13 protein-coding genes, 3 pseudogenes and 1 riboswitch are annotated in these 19274 nt (G+C 37.9%); of the genes and pseudogenes, 9 read left to right on the forward strand and 7 right to left on the reverse strand.

Annotated features, from left to right (window positions below; genetic code table 11):
* Window positions 1–164: 164 nt before the first annotated feature.
* The gene (locus NYR89_RS00930; RefSeq protein WP_279445953.1) at window positions 165–1151 is read right to left on the reverse strand and encodes an amidohydrolase family protein; all 987 of its coding nucleotides are present in this window, start codon (window positions 1149–1151) and stop codon (window positions 165–167) included.
* Between the two features lie 274 nt (window positions 1152–1425).
* A riboswitch (TPP riboswitch) is annotated at window positions 1426–1519 on the forward strand.
* A 73-nt stretch (window positions 1520–1592) separates the two neighbouring features.
* Between NYR89_RS00930 and thiB the strand changes: the two genes are divergently transcribed.
* From thiB to folK, 4 genes are all read left to right on the forward strand, one after another.
* A complete protein-coding gene (gene thiB, locus NYR89_RS00935; RefSeq protein ID WP_279445954.1) occupies window positions 1593–2558 on the forward strand; it encodes a thiamine ABC transporter substrate binding subunit in 966 nt (321 codons plus the stop codon).
* Between the two features lie 226 nt (window positions 2559–2784).
* Window positions 2785–3234 carry an RNA polymerase-binding protein DksA gene (dksA, locus tag NYR89_RS00940; protein ID WP_279445955.1) on the forward strand — a complete coding sequence of 150 codons (450 nt, stop codon included), beginning with the start codon at window positions 2785–2787 and terminating at the stop codon, window positions 3232–3234.
* Between the two features lie 124 nt (window positions 3235–3358).
* Window positions 3359–4891: a polynucleotide adenylyltransferase PcnB gene (gene pcnB, locus NYR89_RS00945; RefSeq protein ID WP_279445956.1), complete on the forward strand. Its 1533-nt coding sequence runs from the start codon at window positions 3359–3361 to the stop codon at window positions 4889–4891.
* Window positions 4892–4961: 70 nt separating this feature from the next.
* Window positions 4962–5432 (forward strand): 2-amino-4-hydroxy-6-hydroxymethyldihydropteridine diphosphokinase, encoded by a 471-nt coding sequence (gene folK / locus NYR89_RS00950; RefSeq protein WP_279445957.1) that lies wholly within the window; start codon window positions 4962–4964, stop codon window positions 5430–5432.
* A gap of 41 nt (window positions 5433–5473) precedes the next feature.
* Here the strand turns inward: folK and NYR89_RS00955 are convergent, their stop codons facing one another.
* From NYR89_RS00955 to NYR89_RS00965, 3 genes are read right to left on the reverse strand one after another with little or no spacing between them, the layout of a single operon-like run.
* Entirely contained in the window at window positions 5474–5695 is a 222-nt protein-coding gene (locus NYR89_RS00955; protein WP_014991014.1) for a YnbE family lipoprotein, read from the reverse strand.
* Entirely contained in the window at window positions 5692–8418 is a 2727-nt protein-coding gene (locus NYR89_RS00960) for a YdbH family protein (protein ID WP_279445958.1), read from the reverse strand. The genes NYR89_RS00955 and NYR89_RS00960 overlap by 4 nt, the downstream gene beginning before the upstream one ends.
* On the reverse strand, window positions 8418–9242 hold the full coding sequence (locus NYR89_RS00965; RefSeq protein WP_279445959.1) for a hypothetical protein: 825 nt from the start codon (window positions 9240–9242) through the stop codon (window positions 8418–8420). The genes NYR89_RS00960 and NYR89_RS00965 overlap by 1 nt, the downstream gene beginning before the upstream one ends.
* A gap of 97 nt (window positions 9243–9339) precedes the next feature.
* Here NYR89_RS00965 and gloA point away from each other — a divergent pair, with 97 nt between their 5' ends.
* Both gloA and rnt read left to right on the forward strand, forming a co-directional pair.
* A complete protein-coding gene (gene gloA, locus NYR89_RS00970; RefSeq protein ID WP_279445960.1) occupies window positions 9340–9747 on the forward strand; it encodes a lactoylglutathione lyase in 408 nt (135 codons plus the stop codon).
* A 134-nt stretch (window positions 9748–9881) separates the two neighbouring features.
* On the forward strand, window positions 9882–10538 hold the full coding sequence (gene rnt / locus NYR89_RS00975; RefSeq protein WP_279445961.1) for a ribonuclease T: 657 nt from the start codon (window positions 9882–9884) through the stop codon (window positions 10536–10538).
* 86 nt (window positions 10539–10624) lie between these two features.
* Here the strand turns inward: rnt and NYR89_RS00980 are convergent.
* Window positions 10625–11901: pseudogene (locus NYR89_RS00980) on the reverse strand (NRAMP family divalent metal transporter).
* A 318-nt stretch (window positions 11902–12219) separates the two neighbouring features.
* Between NYR89_RS00980 and NYR89_RS00985 the strand changes: the two are divergent.
* Window positions 12220–13547 (forward strand): annotated as a pseudogene (locus NYR89_RS00985) (MFS transporter).
* Between the two features lie 57 nt (window positions 13548–13604).
* On the opposite strand, the gene NYR89_RS00990 reads toward NYR89_RS00985, so the two are convergent.
* Window positions 13605–14021, reverse strand: a complete 417-nt coding sequence (locus NYR89_RS00990) for a helix-turn-helix domain-containing protein (RefSeq protein WP_279445963.1) — start codon at window positions 14019–14021, stop codon at window positions 13605–13607.
* Window positions 14022–14167: 146 nt separating this feature from the next.
* Here NYR89_RS00990 and NYR89_RS00995 point away from each other — a divergent pair, with 146 nt between their 5' ends.
* On the forward strand, window positions 14168–15106 hold the full coding sequence (locus NYR89_RS00995; RefSeq protein WP_279445964.1) for a Slam-dependent surface lipoprotein: 939 nt from the start codon (window positions 14168–14170) through the stop codon (window positions 15104–15106).
* Window positions 15107–15248: 142 nt separating this feature from the next.
* Here the strand turns inward: NYR89_RS00995 and fabB are convergent.
* Window positions 15249–16468 (reverse strand): annotated as a pseudogene (gene fabB, locus NYR89_RS01000) (beta-ketoacyl-ACP synthase I).
* Window positions 16469–16732: 264 nt separating this feature from the next.
* Between fabB and NYR89_RS01005 the strand changes: the two are divergent.
* Window positions 16733–19255: a class I adenylate cyclase gene (locus NYR89_RS01005; RefSeq protein WP_279445965.1), complete on the forward strand. Its 2523-nt coding sequence runs from the start codon at window positions 16733–16735 to the stop codon at window positions 19253–19255.
* Window positions 19256–19274: the final 19 nt, after the last annotated feature.

Here is a 19274-nt window from a genome sequence, read left to right on the forward strand (position 1 = left end):
TTCCGCTTTGCTAAATGCGGAGAAAAAATCTTTGGGATTATAGCGGAAAATTGCTGGAAATTGGAGAGAGGAAAAGAAACAAGCGGTCGAATTTACAGATTTTTTTGCAAATTTGACCGCTTGTTAGTACTAAATCAGCATAAATATGCGTGAATAGTCGGAAATTAGAGTAAACCTAAAACTTTTCTGCCATTAATTGAGGCGATATTTGCCATTTCTTCTAAGTTAGTAAAACGGCGACCGGCAGACAATAAGCTAAGTTCTTGCCACATATCGCCTTCACATAACGGAACCATATAATCACAAATATTATCAGTACCGATTGCTACGGTAATACCTTCTGGGATTAATTCATCCGCCGGAGTCAGTGCATTGTGGAATGGCTGTAAATCTTCTTTACGACCGCTATCAATCCACGCCATTGGGCAAGCGATCACCATCATTTGTGAATCACGCATTTTTTGATAGAGCATTTTACGATATTCTTTCGGATGTGCGCCGATAGAGATGCCGTGAATTGCTACCACTCGACCTTGCATACCATGTTCGATTGCTTTGTCACATAATTGTTCGGTTTCTTTTTCTTTCGGGGTATTAAATTGGTCCACGTGTACATGCAACATCTTGCCGAGTGATTTGGCTTTATCCATCAAAATATCCATTGCTTCCATGCCTTTACCGAAATCTAATTCATCACGGTATGGCAAGCCACCAATCATATCTACCATTTCAGAACCGATATCAAACCATTTTTTGGCATTCGGTTCGATAACACCTTTTAACGTTTGATTGGCAAATTTTAAGGTAATATCACTTTTATATACTTCACGTGCTTTATGAGCGACGATAATGGCACGATCTTCACATACACCGTCAATATCAACAAATGTACCGAATGCGGTTACCCCTTGTGAAATCATTAATTCAATCGCTTGTGAAAAACGACGATAATAGTCATCAACGGTTGAGTTACGTTTTACTTCGTCCACTAAATCCCATTTTTGTTGGAGGTTGGCATTTTGGTAAATGGTAATTTTTTCTGGTGTCATGGTAAATGCACGGTCTGCATGAGCGTGAGCATTTACCCAACCGCCTTTTTTAATAATTTCGTCACGGATATGGCTTTTTAGTGTACGAATTAACTGACTCATCTTAAATTATTCCTCTTTACGACTGCTGATTTTTAGACAAAAAAAAGATCTCTATAAGAGATCAATGAAATTTTGAAATACCAAAAAAAGAGCCAAACACCATAATGAAATGATGTTTGGCTAAATGAGTGTTTAAGTATGTTGTAAGGTTTTGCATATGAATTTATCTAGGTCCTTTCTTGGCACTAGGATTGTAGTATAGTCATTTCTTCTTAAAAAGGCAAACGTTTGCTTGTGGTGTTTGCATTATATTTACGCATACCTTACAATTAACACGTTCTCATTGGGGTGCTTTACAAAAGCTGAGAAATTACCCATAGAACCTGATCTGATTAGTATCAGCGTAGGGATTTGAGACGCTTTTTTCTGATTTCTTACAACAGAAGTAAAGTAAGATTTACTCAAATCCTTCTATATTCCGTAAAATTAGAAGGACAATTCATGAAACTGACTAAACTTGCTGTGTTATCAGCATTTTTCACCGCCACCGCTTATGCTCAACAACCGGCATTAACCGTTTATACTTATGATTCATTTGCCTCAGATTGGGGACCTGCACCAAAATTAGAACCGTTGTTTGAACAGCAATGTCAATGTGATGTGAAATTTATGCCGTTTGAAGACGGAATTACGATGTTGAATCGTATTCGTTTAGAAGGCAAGAAAACCAAAGCGGATGTAATGCTCGGCATTGATAATTTCACGATGGCAGAAGCGGAAAAAACCGGTTTGTTTGTTCCGCATGGTTTAACGACAGGCACATTAAATTGGCAAAATAAAACATTTTATCCGTATGATTATAGTGAGTATGCTTTTATTTATGACAAACAGAAATTAGCAAGTCCGCCGACATCATTAAAAGAACTGGTTGAACGTCAAGATTTAAAAGTCATTTATCAAGATCCCCGTACCAGTACTGTTGGACGAGGGTTATTATTTTGGCTAAACACGGTATATAGTGAACAAGCTGAACAGGCATGGAAAACTTTAGCGAAACATACGGTAACTGTCGGCAAAGGTTGGTCGGAAACGTATAGTGCGTTTTTAAAAGGTGAATCGGATTTAGTGTTGAGCTATTCGACTTCTCCGCTTTATCATCAATGGCACGATAAAACCGATAAATATGTAGCGGCACAGTTTAGCGAAGGGCATTTAGTCCAAACAGAAGTAGTCGCGATATTAAATACGAGTAAGCAAAAAGAATTAGCGACTAAATTCCTCGCTTTCTTACAACAGCCGGAAGCACAAAAAGTAATTTCTTACCATAATGTGATGAAACCGTTAGTGGATACAGTGGCTGATCCTGCGTTTAAAGTAATGCCGGAGTATAAAAATTTAGCATTTACGATGCCGAATGCTGAAACGATTAAAGGTTGGTTAGCAACTTGGTCGAAAAGCTGGCAATAAAATAAAGAAGAAGTAAAAATAATTTGAGTAAATTTTAACGGCTGAAGGAATCTTTAGCCGTTTCATTGTCTGCTAAGCGGTAAAAATTGCAAAAATTTTTGCAAATATTCATTGCCAAATAGGGCGACATTTGTTATTTATACGCCCTTTTAAAATTCGTCCCAAATATTTTTATGACACTTTTATACTAAATTGGGGAATGTGCTATCCAACAAGGAGTGAAATTATGGCTCAAGTGGCAAACACCACTTCATTAGGTTTATTAGCTTTAGCAGGCGTAACACCTTACCAACCGAAAAAAGATGAAGAGTATATGAATGATGCTCAGAAAGAGCATTTTCGTAAAATTCTTCGTGCATGGCATGTTCAAATTATGGACGAAGCTGAGCGTACCAAAAATCAAATGCAGGAAGAAGTAGCAAACTTTGCGGACCCTGCCGATCGTGCTACTCAGGAAGAGGAATTTAGCCTTGAGTTAAGAAATCGTGATCGTGAACGTAAATTACTCAAGAAAATTGAGCAAACATTAAATAGTATTTCGGAAGATGAATACGGTTATTGTGAAACATGTGGCGTAGAAATCGGCTTACGCCGTTTAGAAGCTCGCCCGACAGCGGATATGTGTATCGATTGTAAAACACTCGCTGAAATCCGTGAAAAACAAATGGGCCTATAAGCTAATTAAAAAGAGTAAATAGCGGTATAATAATGGACAATCTCGCATTGTCCATTATTTTTATTTTACATGGCTATTTATTTTAATTTACTAGGGGTGGATTATTTTTAACTATATTAAGTCGTTGTTTTCTCGACAAAAAAAAGGAAAAAAACAACCGCTTACAGAACAAAACTTGTCTGAAGTAAAATCGGAAAAACGTGTTAAAGCGGTAGAATCTCAAACAAAATCCAAGCGTTCTGCTCCGACATTGAGTGAGCGACCTCAGCGTTCTTCTCAAAAATCTAAAAAAAATTCAGATGTTCCTTCTCATTTACTGCATAAAAAATTTACGGTAAGTGGTGGTCATTATGATATTACGCCGAAAGATTTTCCTAAAAATGCGTTAGCAATTGTTGAAAAATTACAACGTGCCGGTTTTGAAGCGTATGTGGTTGGTGGTTGTATTCGAGATTTATTACTTGGGCATAAACCCAAAGATTTTGACGTGGCAACCAATGCAAAACCGGAAGAAATTCAAAAAATCTTTGGTCGTCAATGCCGTTTAATCGGACGACGTTTCCGTTTAGCCCATATTGTGTTTGGACGTGATATTTATGAAGTCGCAACTTTCCGAGCGGATCACAGCAATCATAGCAGTGATAAAATCTCGAAAGTGAGCGAAGAAGGTATGCTGTTACGTGACAATGTGTATGGTACATTACGTGAAGACGCACAACGCCGTGATTTCACGGTGAACTCGCTTTATTATGATCCGAAGCATAATCTGATTTTCGATTTCTTTGATGGTATTGCGGATTTGAAAGCCGGTAAGTTACGCTTAATCGGTGATCCGGTGGTACGCTATCAAGAAGATCCGGTACGTATGTTACGTGCAGTTCGCTTTATGGCGAAATTGGATATGTTCTTGGATAAACCGAGCGATGCCCCTATTCGTGAACTTGCCTATTTATTGAAAAATATTCCGGCGGCACGTTTGTTTGATGAATCATTAAAATTGTTGCAATCGGGACAAGGTTTTAAAACCTATCAGTTGATGCGTCAATATGGCTTATTCGAGCAGTTATTCCCGGTGCTTGTTCCTTTTTTCACCGAACACAATGATTCGAATGCAGAGCGTATGCTAAGTAAAGCACTTAACTCAACGGATGAGCGTATTCGTGATAATTTACGGGTTAATCCTGCATTTTTATTTGCGGCCCTTCTTTGGTATCCATTACGTGAGAAAATGGAAGTGCTAAAAAATGAAGGTGGTCTAAACAGCCATGATGCAATGATGTTAGCGGCTAATGATGTATTGGATGAAAGCTGTAAAGCCATTGCCTTACATCGCCGTCATACCTCTGTGATTCGTGATATTTGGGCGTTACAATTTCAGATGACTAAGCGTTCGGGTAAGCGTCCACAGCAGACGCTAGAACACATAAAATTCCGTGCTGGTTTTGATTTATTAGTGATGCGTGCTGAGATTGAAGGTGGTGACTTGGTCGAGCTTTCAGCGTGGTGGCACGAATACCAATTTAGCAATGACGCACAACGTGCGGAAATGTTGAAAGCGGTCAGAAATTTGCCGAATTTTGCCGGCGAAGAAAAGAAAAAACGTCGTCGTAAAATATTTAGAAAGAAAAAGCCGGTGAAGAAAGTCTCGGCAGAGTAAATAGAAAGATGGTGCAAGCGAGAGCTTGTGCCTTTTCTTTTAGTTAGAATAAGTAGAAACGGAAATCATTATGAAAACAGTCTATATCGCTTTAGGGTCGAATTTAGATAATCCGCTGGCACAAGTTAAACAAGCGGTCGAATCTTTAAAAACATTTGCAATCAATTTTGAAATTAGTCCGTTTTATGGCAGTAAGCCGGTCGGACCACAAGATCAGCCGGATTATGTGAATGCGGTGGCAAAATTCGATACCGATTTAACAGCGTTGGAATTGTTGGATAAATTACAAAGTATTGAAAATGCACAAGGGCGAGTACGGATTCGTCGTTGGGGAGAGCGTACGCTAGATTTGGATATTATTTTATACGGCGATGAACAGATTCAAAATGAACGTTTAACCGTACCGCATATCGAAATGAAAAATCGTGAGTTTGTAATTGTACCGATGTATGATCTTAACCCTGATTTGGTACTACCAAGCGGTGAAAAATTAGCGGAAATTTACCAACAATTTAAACATCATCAAATGGTGACGTTCTAATTACAAATGCACGGAATGTTCCGTGCATTTTTTTATGGGAGCTATTCTGCCGGTGTTGCTACCACCGCTTCTGATTTAGCCGCTTTGTTATCTGAGGTTTGCAATACGGCACGAGACTTTTCATCAAATTTCACATCAATACGGTGATCAACCACCACATTCATATTAATCGTGATCCCTTCCGCCGGCGTTTCAAGCTGTACTTTTGGCGTACAAGCGGTCAAATTTAGGCAAAAAATTGCAAAAAGTAGGCTTTTTCTCATTTTCTTTTATCTAGTTGCTGGTAAATAGAATTTTCAAGATTCTGTTCGACATAAGAACCTGAATTGATCATATGCCAAAGGCTAAAGATATTCTCTTTATGATGATAATTAAAGTTAATTTTGGCTTTTTCTTGCTGATTAAGTCGCATTTTTAATTTGGCATCTAACGCCATTTCACCATTTGGTCCAACATTAATCAAGCTACGTAAATCGGTAATTTTCGTATCGTTAAGTAAATAGAGTAATAGTCGCTCGGAATAGCCGCTGGTTTGTGAAATTGCTTTCATTAATTCGGGCTGAATTTTTAAATTCGATTCCACAGCTTGGGTCAGTAAGCCGTCACATACATAACAAGGTTTACCTTCCAACCAAAACGGCAAGGTAGCATTGGCTTTGCCTTTGAGCTCAATTTGCTGATATTGCACCAATTCGAGGATACGTTCGAAATTGATATTTGCCAGCTTTAAATAAGCAATTTGAGTTTGTGGCAAGGCAAATTGCTCAACACTCAGCTCACCGTCTAATAAATTCATTGAAAGCTGTTTGAGCATTAACGGTTTGTGACGGCTATAAGGGTAATGCCCAAACACTTTTACTCGAATATTTTCAATCGGTAAACCGAGATTTAATTGCCCGATTTTTAAGTCGATAGGCTGTTTTAAACCAAAGTCAAATTCATTATCTTGTAAGCGATAAGGCAAATTAAATTCAATCGCTTTTGCTTCGCCATTCGGCATAGAAAGCGAAGCGTTACGAATGGCAAAATGTCCCCCAGCAATAATACCTTTTTCTACACCGGCACTAAAAGCGGTTTCGCCTCGTACCGTTCCACCGGTAATTAACCAATTTTTGCGAAATGGAATGAGTGGTTGAAATACTTTTGCCGGCTGTTCTTGCCAATATAATCGCCCAATAAGCTCACTTGCGGTTTTAGTTAGTTTACGGCGAGCAAATAAGCGAAGTGGCTTAATTTGTTGGGCTTGTAGTTCGCCTTTGAGATTCAGGTTTTCAATTTCACCATTTACCTGTAATTTCGCAGACGGTAATGGAATTTTTCCACCATAGCTAAATTGTATTTCCGGTGATTTTAGCTGGATACCGCCGTCAAGTTGCCATTTTTCATAAGCAAATTTAATTGGCTCCAGTAAACGTAATTCAGTTTTAGGAATATACACGCCTTTCTGGTGAATTTTGCCTAATTCACCACTTAATTTGTGGAGTTGTACTAAATTTTTGTGCCAAGTTCCTTGTCCGCTAATATTGAGTTTGCTGGCTATGGTGTGGATATTTGTATCGCCCCAAACTCGCCATTGCCACAAATCTTGTACTGCATTTTTATCCGCAACGTCTTCAAAAAAGTCTAATTGTCCCATTTTGAAGTTTTTGGCAAAACCGTCTAAATGCAGATTGATGTTTTTAAAATCGGGGCTTTCACCTTTGAATACTGCATGTAAGCGACCATTTACACCATGCTTATTAATCTGAATACCGGCAAGCGGAAAACGTAATTCATGAATTGCCAGTAATCGTTGTTTCCCGACCAAACGTAATAGCGATTTTGGCTGAAATTTAAAACTCAGATGCTCAAATTTACCGCTAAATGCTACCGGTAAAGAACTGTACAGAATGAAATCGTCATATTTCACATTACCGGTAATTTGAAACGGCATATTTAAACTGTCAGCTTGTAATTCACCGTCACGGCTTTCCAATACAATATTTCCTTTACCGGCATTTTTACTTTGCGATAGCAAGTTAAAACGTAAGTAGGTTTTAATCGGATAATAATCACCATTCGCAAAACTGTTTGGCGTGAGTTTTGCATTAATAAAGCCTTGCGGCGGAAAATCTTCCAGCCAATCCCAATAGAATTTACCCTGTTTAATTTCAAGGGTTTGTGAATCAAAACGGAATGGGAAGTTTAAGCGGTTTTTCGGGGCAGTCTCGGAAGCGAAAGCCCAATCGCCGACTAACTGATTTTGTTCATCGGTTTGCCAACTGAGTAGAGAGTCGCCTTCTCGAATTACTTCATTTGCGACGATTTCTTTCGGTAGAATCCAGTGATAATCGCCTTCAAATTGTGATGGAATGGCGAACAAATCTTTCGGATTCACGTGGGCGGAAAACAGTAAATTATGTTTTTCCTTTTCGCTCGGTTGATAGCTTAAATTGCCGGAAAGCGTTTGATTATCAAATTCCGCCGTTAATTCTATCGCTTGTTGACGGATTAAAGCGGTCAATTTTTGCTGAAAAAATGCAAATTTGCTATAACTCAGTGTGCTTAATAATTGTGCTAAGCGTGGATGCAAATCATTAGGTAAATTCAACCAATGTAATGCTTTAATTTCCGCTTCACCCTCGGGCAACAACGCTAAAATTGGCGTAAGAGAGAAGGTAGATGATTCATCAGAGTCGGGTAATTGAGTTAAACATTGATAATCCAGCGTTGCTTTATCGATTGAAACTCGATTTTTACTATGCCAATGCACAGCAAGATTATCGACTGTAATTAAAGGACAATTTTGATAGGTGAGAGCAAATTTTGCTAGATTTGCATTTTCTAAATTCGCTTGAATACCGCCGGCAGGCGTTTGAATTTGCCAACCGTCCGGTAAAAACCAGTTGGTAACTGTAGAAAGTTGCTTACCTGAAAGCAAGGTTGCACTGCTGATAATCAGCAGTGCAACAAAAGTACCGATAACAAGTAAGCTACGTTTTAGCATTAGATCATATTGGTAAATGGATAGAGCATCGCTAATAAGGTAGCTAATGTCCATCCGAGTGGGTTTTTAATTTGTTTTTCGCCTTTGCCGAGTAATAACCAAGCGAGTAAAGCGAAAATCACAAATTGCACGAGAAAATAAACTACATAGGGCAATAACGACATACCCGGCATAATTTGCAATTGTTGGTACAGTACGAATGCACTCCATAAATAATTTAGTACTAAAACGATTAGCGCAAGCTGTACTAATAATTTAAAGAAAACATCAAGACGGCTTTTTGCCAACATCAAATACCAACCGGCAAGTAAAATACCGAATAACAGTTGGGCAAAATTATTGGCGCGCACACCGTTAAATAAAGAGGGAAGTTCAACCCAATAAATCGCTAAATACTGAATCATTCCCACCGCAAGAATACCGAAAGCGCAGTAAATTAAGGTGTTCATCGGTTTTTCATGTGCGTTAAATAACCAATAAAAAATACCGATCATTAATGATGCCACTCCGGCAAGTGCCATCGGATTGTGTTTTGGTGTGAAACCGATTGAATAAACGAAATTGCCAAGCGCAAAAACGATGAAGAATTTTAGTACGAATAACAATCTACCCGTTTGCCCCGGGCAAATTTCTCCTTTCCATAACACAAAAAATGCAATGAGATTTGCAACGAAAAAGGCGAGTAAATACGGCGAGATAAAAATCGCATTTTGTGGAGCAAAATAGTGATTAAGTAACATTTGTACAAACAGCATTAGTACCATTGGTAGTAGTGCGTGTGTGGCAATATCATATTTTTTTTCAGAATCGTGATTGTGCGACATAACTTAAAATTGATAGATAAGTAAAATTGAAAAATGATTTTAGCGTGAAATTATGCCATAATATATGTAGTTTTTTAACTTAAATAAGGAATGAACTATGCGAATTTTACATACCATGTTACGCGTAGGCGATTTGGAGCGTTCGATTAAATTCTATACCGAAGTATTAGGTATGCGCTTACTTCGTACTAGCGAAAACCCTGAATATAAATATTCATTAGCATTTTTAGGCTATGCGGACGAAAGCGAAAGTGCGGTTATTGAATTAACTTATAACTGGGGCGTAGAAAGCTATGAATTAGGTACGGCGTACGGTCATATTGCATTAGGTGTTGACGATATTTATGCAACGATTGAAAGCGTGCGTGCGGCAGGCGGTAAAATTACGCGTGAGCCGGGCCCGGTATTAGGTGGTAAAACAGTAATTGCTTTTGCCGAAGATCCGGACGGTTATAAAATTGAGTTTATTGAAAATAAAAATGCACAGGTCGCATTAGGTAATTAATTTTATTTGCTATAAATAGCCTCCGGCTATTCGTAGTGCAAGCGGTCAAATTTTGAGAGATATTTGCAAATTCTCTTTAAAATCCGACCGCTTTTTCTTTAAGTAGGTGTAAAACCACCTGTAATGAATAGACAATGACAGAACAAGTAACAGACTATAATTTATTAAAAAATCGTTTTCGTGGTTATTTACCGGTAATTATTGATGTGGAAACCGCCGGATTGAATGCACAAACAGACGCTTTGTTGGAACTGGCGACCATCACGGTAAAAATGGATGAGAACGGCTATTTAGTGCCGGATCAAAAATGCCATTTTCATATTCAGCCGTTTGAAGGGGCGAATATCAATCCCGACTCACTGAAATTTAACGGCATTGACATTGATAACCCGTTGCGAGGTGCAGTGTCGGAAAATATTGCGATTCCCGAAATGTTTAAAATGGTACGCCGAGCATTGAAAGATCAGGGTTGTCAGCGTGCGGTTATTGTGGCGCATAATGCGACCTTTGATCAGGCGTTTGTACAAGCGACAGTGAAGCGTATTAACGCAAAGCGTGATCCGTTTCATCCGTTTGCTATGTTTGATACCGCTACACTTGCTGGTTTTATGTACGGACAAACCGTATTAGTCAAAGCCTGCCAAATGGCAAAAATTCCATTTGACGGTAAACAAGCTCACTCAGCTTTATATGATACGGAAAAAACCACAGAATTATTCTGCACAATGGTAAATCGTTTAAAAGATCTCGGTGGTTTTCCGCTCGTGAGTGATAACGTATCAGACGTATAATTTGAATAAAAATAAGCGGTCTATTTTCCTGATTTTTTGAAAAAAGTAAGGAAAATAGACCGCTTGTATATTTCTATCTTGTTTGATTAAGACAACATACCTAATTCATACGCAATAAATAAGAGTGTGAAAGCCGTCAGATAAATTAAGCCGACAATAGATAGCCAGAATAAGCCACCTTTGACTTTATGCTCACCTTTCAATACGAGTGAAAGATTTAATGCGGCAAAAATTGGTGTTGAAACAAATGAACAAATCATCGCAAAAGAAAGCATTTTAGCTACATCGCTCATAAATACCGAAATAATCAGAATTCCGATAGCAGATGTGACCGTCATCCAAATATTTAGGCTTGTCGGAGAACTTTCTTTTCTGTTTAGCAATAAACGTAATGCCTCATTATTCGCTCGAGAGTAACCGTCAATTACAGTAATGGTTGTGCCGAACATACACATAAAAGCAATTAATGCGATCAATAATTTAGACCAATCGCCGATAGCGAAAGCGTACATTTTAATTAATTGTGCAATATATTTCACACCCGCCTGTTCAACCGCTTCGCCTGAACCGTATTGAACTAATGCACCTAACGCTAAGAACACTAAGGCAAGAATTGCCGTGCCGATAAAACCGACGTTAAAATCAAAAATACCGTCTTCATAGCTTACTTTATTTAGACGGCGTTTCGCCACTACCCACATTGAGTTGATTGCAGAAATCTCAATTGGTGCCGGCATCCAACCCATTAATGCTACAATAAAACCAAGTGAAGCTAAATTCCAAGGACTTGGCTCAATAAAATCAGGTGCAACTTGCACACCACCTTTTGATGCGGCAACCACGACTGCAGTTACCGTGGAAACCGTCAGTGCAATCATAATAAATTTAGAAAGCGAGTCTAAGAAGCGATATTTACCTAATAATAAAATACCCCAAGTGATCGCAATAATTATGGTACTCGCAACCGGAATACTTAAGTCAAATTGCACGCCTACTGCTGAAAAGATAAATTTCAAAATAGTCGCTGTTACAATACCTACCGCGGCAGTATTGATCATTGCCGCAATGACATTCAGGATAAAGAAAACCCATAAATAGATTTTGCCTTTTTCTTGATAGCCTTCCAATAACGATTTATTAGAGCCTAAGGTGTATTGCACCCCAAAGCGGAAAAATGGATATTTGAATAAATTCGCTAAAATAATAATTAATGCTAATTGCCAGCCATAAATTGCACCGGCTTGCGTTGAGGCAACAATATGCGAGCCACCTACTGCGCGGATGCCATTAAAATACCCGGTCCTATCGCTCTGAACTTTGATTGCCAGTTTGATGCTGGTTCTATTTGTTGTGTCTGTGTCATTTTTTCTTTCCCTTTATTGTAAAAAATACTATACGTTTTGAAACATTGTATGCTCAAATTCTTAATGGAAACAATCACTTTTTTATGATTAATTTAATTCGTAAAAAAAATGATAAAAATTTTGTAGGCTGAAATGTTTCGGCTAAAGCATAATCATATAAACTTTATAGGTATTTAGTGAGTTATGCTGATCTTTATTTTTTTTATAGAATTTTATAAATTTTAATTAATTTGTGCTAATTGCGGAGATATTGCTCGAATATATTGAAACTGTTAGGATTCACGCTGTTTTATAACAATTAAATGAGATTTATATTTATGCCTAACACAGCACAAAATTTAAGGAATGATCCTAAAAAAGTAGCGATTGCTTCTATGGTGGGAACCGCAATCGAATTTTTTGACTACTATATTTATGCCGCTGCAGCCGGTATTAGTTTTTAATACGCAATTTTTCAAAAGTGGTGATCCCGTTTCGGATGAGTTACTTTCTCTTTCCACTTTGGCATTAGCGTTCTTCGCTCGTCCGATTGGCTCGGCTTTATTTGGTCACTTCGGTGACAAAATTGGTCGTAAGAAAACATTAGTTGCTTCATTGCTATTAATGGGCGGTTCAACCGTTTGTATTGGTTTGTTGCCAACTTATGCGGATATTGGCATTTGGGCTCCAGTGCTTTTATGTTTATGTCGCGTTGGGCAAGGGTTAGGTCTTGGCGGCGAATGGGGCGTAGCTGCGCTTGTCGCAACAGAAAATGCACCTGACGGCAAACGAGCTTGGTATGGTACATTCCCACAATTAGGTGCGCCAATTGGACTGTTTTTAGCGAATGCTCGCATTTTTCCTTGTCAGTTACACCTGGGGAAAAGAAGGGTTGGTTGAATGGGCTTGGCGTATTCCGTTCGTTTCTTCCGTTATTTTAGTCATGGTGGGGTTATGGGTTCGCTTAACATTACATGAAAGCCATGTATTCCGTGAAGCGGAGCAAAAAGGTAAAACTCAAAAAGCACCGGTGAGTGCTGTGTTTAAGCATCATATGAAGCCATTGATTTTAGGCACATTCATTATGACGGCGACTTATGTATTGTTCTATATTATGACTGCTTTTGCACAAGTGTATTCAAGAACGCCGGCAAAACTTTCAGAAGCAGGTCATCCGATGGGATTAGGGATTGAACCAAATACATTCACCGGATTATTGCTATTAAGTGCGATTGTATTTGGTGCTTTTACCAGTATTTCTGGTGTATTAGCAGATAAAATGGGACGCCGTAAATTCTTATTATGGGTAACGTTTGCAATGGGTATTTTTGGTATGGCAATGCCTCTTTTCCTCACAAATGGAACGCCATATAGTGTGTTTGCTTTCCTTGTGATTGGAATGGCTTTAATGGGCTTTACATTTGGTCCAATGGTCGCATTACTCCCAGAGCTTTTCCCGACTGAAGTTCGTTATTCTGGTTCATCGTTAGCCTATAACTTTGCATCAATTATTGGGGCAACAGTAGGCGCAACCTTTGCGATTACTATCAATGCAAATTACGGAATGATTGGGGTGGGCATTTATTTAGCAAGTAATGCACTACTCACTTTCCTTGCATTATTGGCTTCACAAGAAACTAAAGATTTAGATTTAACCAAAGCATAAATTGATTTAAAGCACTAAAAGGCTCCTATATGGAGCCTTTTGTGTTTGGCAATCGGTTTAATTTTGTCGTTTTTTGGCAAAATAAGACTGTGAAGTAGAAGGATTATTAATTGAATCAAGGAAATTGATTAAATTTCTTTTTTGATCGTTAGAAAGCCTTGCCCAATGAAAGTCTAAGCGTTGCTTTAAGGCATCTTGCCGAATAGGAACATATTGTTCTTTATCTGAAAAGGTTAAGTTTTCTGCTTTACTGTCACTAAAAAACCAACTAATCGGTGTGTTTAATATGACTGCAATATTGACTAAATGCGATACATTTATTTTGGTAGCCCCTCGTTCATAACGTGAAAATTGTTGTTGTGAAACACCGATTTGTTCTGCCAGATTTTCTGCTGTTAGCCCCAATTCTTTTCTACGTTGCTGGATCTTTCTTCCGATTAGAAGATCAACTTCAGCCGCTACAAATCTGTTCATAATTTATTTCTCATCAATGATTTACTCAATGAGTGATATTTTTGAGATTTTTACTCTTGTTTTTGAGTCTTTAGAGTTGTATATTTTAATTAATACTCATTTATTGAATTATTTTCTTTCTTAATCAATATCAGTAAGGATCTCTTATGAAAATGTTAAAACTTTCTTTTTTGACTACTTTAGTGCTTACGCTTGTTGCTTGTGGCGGAGGAGGTGGAGGCTCATCTGCAAAAGAGCAAGTGAAAAAGGCAATGAATGAATTGGAACAGAAAATAGAACAAGAAAAGGCATCTTCTCAAAAGACTGTTGAGTCAAAGCCAAATACTGAAAACCAATCGGATCAAACTACACCATCATATCGGGTTTATGATCCTAATAACCCACCTAAAAATAACGCTATTCAGAATACATCTTCAACTCAGCTAGATAATGGGTTATCAGTTGAACAGTTTAAATTTCCTAAAGGGGAGATAAATAACCAAGATATTGAATACGGTAAGATCTCGGGATATAACCGTAATTATTCATTCAATGGAGCGTGGTTAGAGTCAGAGAAAGAACCTACCATTTTAGATGTTGCAGGTAAAAAAATAGCAACCTTAGCTCAAGAGAAAGCGAGTGCTTTAGGTGGATTAACAGGATCTGCTTTAGCTAAGGCATTAGGAGGTGCTTATAATTGGGTTATGAGTCAGGAGAATGATCCTGAACGTCAAATGTTCTATTTTGGTAATGAAACACTTGTTGAGAATATTCCAGTACAAGGAAAAATTACTTATCAAGGTAATGCAACACGTTACGATAATCTTACACAAAGTGTAAAAAATATTGGTACAAGTACTTTAGTTGCGGATTTCGATAATAAGAAAATTTCAGGTGATTTAATAATATCAGGACTTCGCCGTAATATTTCTTTAAAAGAAACAGATATTAAAGGTAATAGTTTTGAAGGACAAGCGGTCACTAACGTTGTGCATAGAGAAGGAGTTTATGAAGGTAAATTCTTCGGACCAAATGCGGAAGAAGTAGCTGGGAAAGCAACATTTGGTATAACAGAGCAAAGAGAAACAAGCGTTAAAAGATCTTAATACTAGCTTTAGTGCGGAACAAGTTAAATAACAAGCGGTTAACTTTCCTTAAATTTTTACAAAAAATCTGAAGAATTTCACCGCTTGTGATAAGAAAAAAGTGCGTATTAAACGCACTTTTTTACTTTATATAATTTGGTGATTAGCCGTTGTATTTTTGGAATACTAAGCAAGAATTTGTACCACCGAAACCAAAGCTGTTAGACATTACAGTGGTTAATGCTTTGTCTTGACGCTCTGTTACGATATTTAAGCCTTCCGCTTGTTCATCTAATGTTTCGATGTTAATACTTGGTGCGATAAAGCCGTTATCTAACATTAATAATGAGTAGATTGCTTCGTGTGCACCTGTCGCACCTAAAGAGTGACCAGTCATTGATTTAGTTGATGAAATCGCTGGTTTTTTATCACCAAATACGTTTTTAATTGCACCTAACTCTTTCACATCACCAACTGGGGTTGATGTACCGTGTACGTTAATGTATTCCACTTCGCTATTGACTGTTGCAAGTGCTTGTTTCATACAACGTTCCGCACCTTCACCGCTTGGTGCAACCATATCATAACCATCAGAAGTTGCACCGTAACCTACGATTTCAGCATAGATTTTTGCACCACGAGCAAGTGCGTGTTCTAATTCTTCAACCACAACAACAGCACCACCGCCTGCGATAACGAAACCATCACGATTTGCGTCATAAGCACGACTTGCTTTTGTTGGCGTGTCATTATATTTGGTTGAAACTGCACCCATTGCATCGAATTCGGTTGCACATTCCCAAGAAAGTTCTTCCGCACCACCGGCAAACACAACGTCTTGTTTACCTAATTGGATTAATTCCATTGCATGACCGATACAGTGAGCTGAAGTTGCACACGCAGAACTGATTGAGTAGTTCACACCGCGGATTTTATATGGTGTTGCTAGACACGCAGACACGCTTGACGCCATTGTTTTGGTTACTGCATAAGGACCAACTGCTTTCACACCACGAGGGCTACGTACTGCATCACAAGCAACTAATTGGCTGTGTGCCGAACCAGTACCAGCACCGATAACGAGACCTGTACGGTCATTTGATACTTGATCTTCCGTTAAACCTGAATCTGCAATCGCTTCTTTCATTGAAAGATAAGCATATGCTCGCAGACATCGCCCATAAAACGATAGACTTTACGATCGATTAGTTCAGCAGGATTTAATTTAATTGTGCCTGCGACTTGGCTACGCATACCAACTTCTGCGAATTCAGGAACAAATTCGATACCTGATTTGCCTTCTTTTAATGAAGCTAAAACTTCCTCTTTATTGTTACCGATACTAGAAATAATACCCAAACCAGTGATAACGACTCTTTTCATTTTGTTTCCTTCATCATAATAAATTAATGAGATATAACATTCAGCTTACACTTTACACTTTTTTATCAAAGTAAGTAGCTAAAACTTGAGTAGTTTACACGATTTTGCTACTTGTCTGAACTGTTTTAATACAAGTTTATATTCTGATCCGAGCTGTTTTTCGGGAATGTTTGTGAGATGTCAAAAGTTATTTTATGGGTAGCTTTACTTTTTTTATCAAAATGTTACATTGATCACACTTTTATGTACGATAAAGGAGTAAGTGTGAAAACGTTACAGTTATCAGCAAGCATGATAAATCTTGATTTATCTGATACTCTTTTTTCAGAACATACCGATTGGTCGGTATTATTATCGCATAGCATTTCACGTGTTGATGTACTTAATGATTTTAGAATTAAGCGTGCTTTAACTGCCAATAATTCACGATTCCAGCACGTTTTTTCCCTTTTACCTCTTCTTATCCATACAAATATCCCGGAATTACCTGCATATACGAAGAATGTGCCGAGCGGTATTGCTCATTTTGCATTATCCGAATATCAGAAGCAGTATCTTTCTGGTATGTCTTTGCCTGTGAGTTGTACTTTAGAGTTTGAAGATAGTCCTGCCTTTGATGCACTTTATTCAATGGGAAGTACCGGTTCAATTACACAAACTAGTCTTTCTGATCTTGATTTATGGTTATGTTATTCTGATCGATTAAATGCGATGGAATATCAACTGATAGAACAGAAATTGGCAAAAATTAAGCAATGGGCAAAAAGTTTTGAGGTTGAGATTAACTTCTATTTAATGAATCCGACTCACTTTAAGGCACATTTATATCATGATGAGTTAAGTGAAGAACATAGTGGATCGGCACAGCATTATTTCCTGTTAGATGAGTTTTATCGCTCTACGATACGTATGGCTGGCAAGCGTTTACTCTGGCAACATTTACCTGATGGCTTATACCAAAAATATTTAGCTTCCGATGCTTTTAATGCAGAAGAATGGATCGATTTTGGGGATTTTTCCTCACTTTCCACCAATGAATTTTTTGGAGCAAGCCTTTGGCGACTTTATAAAGGTATTGACTGTCCTTATAAATCGGCAATCAAAATTTTATTGCTTGAAAGTTATGCGGATACTTATCCGCAAACCAATTTAATATCGAAACAGTTTAAGCAAAAATTATTAGGATCGTCTGCTTGTACATATCATTTTGATCCTTATTTAGCAATGTTGGAACAAGTTACTGATTATCTAACTGAACGAAAAGAAATGTTAAGGCTTTCTCGTTTACGGATGTGCTTTTATGTGAAAGCGAGTGAAGGTGAAAAAACGGAAACTTGGCGAACACAGGTATTGAGAGAATTAATTGATGGTTGGAATTGGAATCTGCAAGAACTGAATTTATTAGATAATCGGCAAAGTTGGAAAATTAAACAAGCGGTTACTCATCAACAAATTATCGTTGAGCAATTGTTGCAAAGTTATCGTAATTTAATTCATTTTGCCCGTAAATTTCATATTGATCCGAGCATTTTAACCAGTGATATAGATACGTTAATGCGTAAGCTTTATTCCGTATTTGAGATCTTACCGGGAAAAGTACCATTGATTAATCCGCAAATTGCCCATAATTTAGCGGAAAATGCGGTCACTTTTATTGAGGTACGAGAAGGTTCTGCAATGCAAGCAGGTTGGTATATGATCAACCAAGCACCGAAAAGCCCTTATGATTCGGTACACCGTTACGTTAGACATGGTAAGAATCTCACTAAATTGGTGGCTTGGGGGTATTTTAACGGCGTGATTACTTCGAATACGCAATTACATCTCGTTAGCCGTAGTCTAGAGCTATCTCGTTTACGCCAGTTTATTACCGATTTACGTTTATCATTTCCAGTTAAAGCACCAGAAATGTCAGATGAAGACTTATTGCATCCGAATGAAATTCGTAATCTTGTTCTCGCTATTAATTTAGTCAATGATCCAACACAAAGATTAGTCAAGACACGGAGAGCTGTTCAGCCAAGCGATTTATTTAATTTCGGTTCTACTCAGCAAAGTTTGGTCGGAAGCGTGAGTATTATTTATCGCAATTTATGGAATGAAATTCGCACTCAGCATTTTGAGGGCGATGATGCTATTTTAAAAGCGTTGAAGCTGATTTCGAATAAAATTTATCGTAGTTCCGCATCTCCGCAATCGGTCAATGTATTCTGTTATAGCCGACATTTAAATAGCGAGCTACGAGATGCTATTGCGGATTTGGTGCATAAATGTATTACGATCCAAACTGGTACTATTTTACCTAAACAACGTTTAGATACTTTGAGAGTCGCCGGAAAAACGTGGCAATTTATTTTTGGTAGACAGAAAGTAGATATTCAGCAAATAGAAGAAAAAGCGGTTGAATTTAAGCAAGATTTTGCTCACACCAACGTGAGGCGACAATCACCGCAGGTGACTTCCAGCTTTCCTAAAACGATAGAGGAATTTGCAAGTGAAGGATTTTTACAGTTCTTTTTTGAGGATAATTCGGATGGGAGCTTTAACGTCTATATTCTTGATGAAAAAAATGCGTTAGAAAGCTATTACAATTGTTTTGGTGCTAAGGAAGATAAAGTAAGAGAAATTAATCGAATACATACGGGAAAATATAATCAGAGTGCCGAATCGGAAAGTTTTAATTTTCCTCAATTTTATCAGCTGATAAAAATGAATGATGAAATACAGATTGTACCGTTTCAAAGCAAACAACATCGAGAATATCTGCAACAATCTCAAGAACGATAGTGATTAATTTATTTTGGAA

It is taken from the genome of Actinobacillus arthritidis, from assembly GCF_029774155.1.
In the GTDB taxonomy this organism is placed as follows: domain Bacteria; phylum Pseudomonadota; class Gammaproteobacteria; order Enterobacterales; family Pasteurellaceae; genus Actinobacillus; species Actinobacillus arthritidis.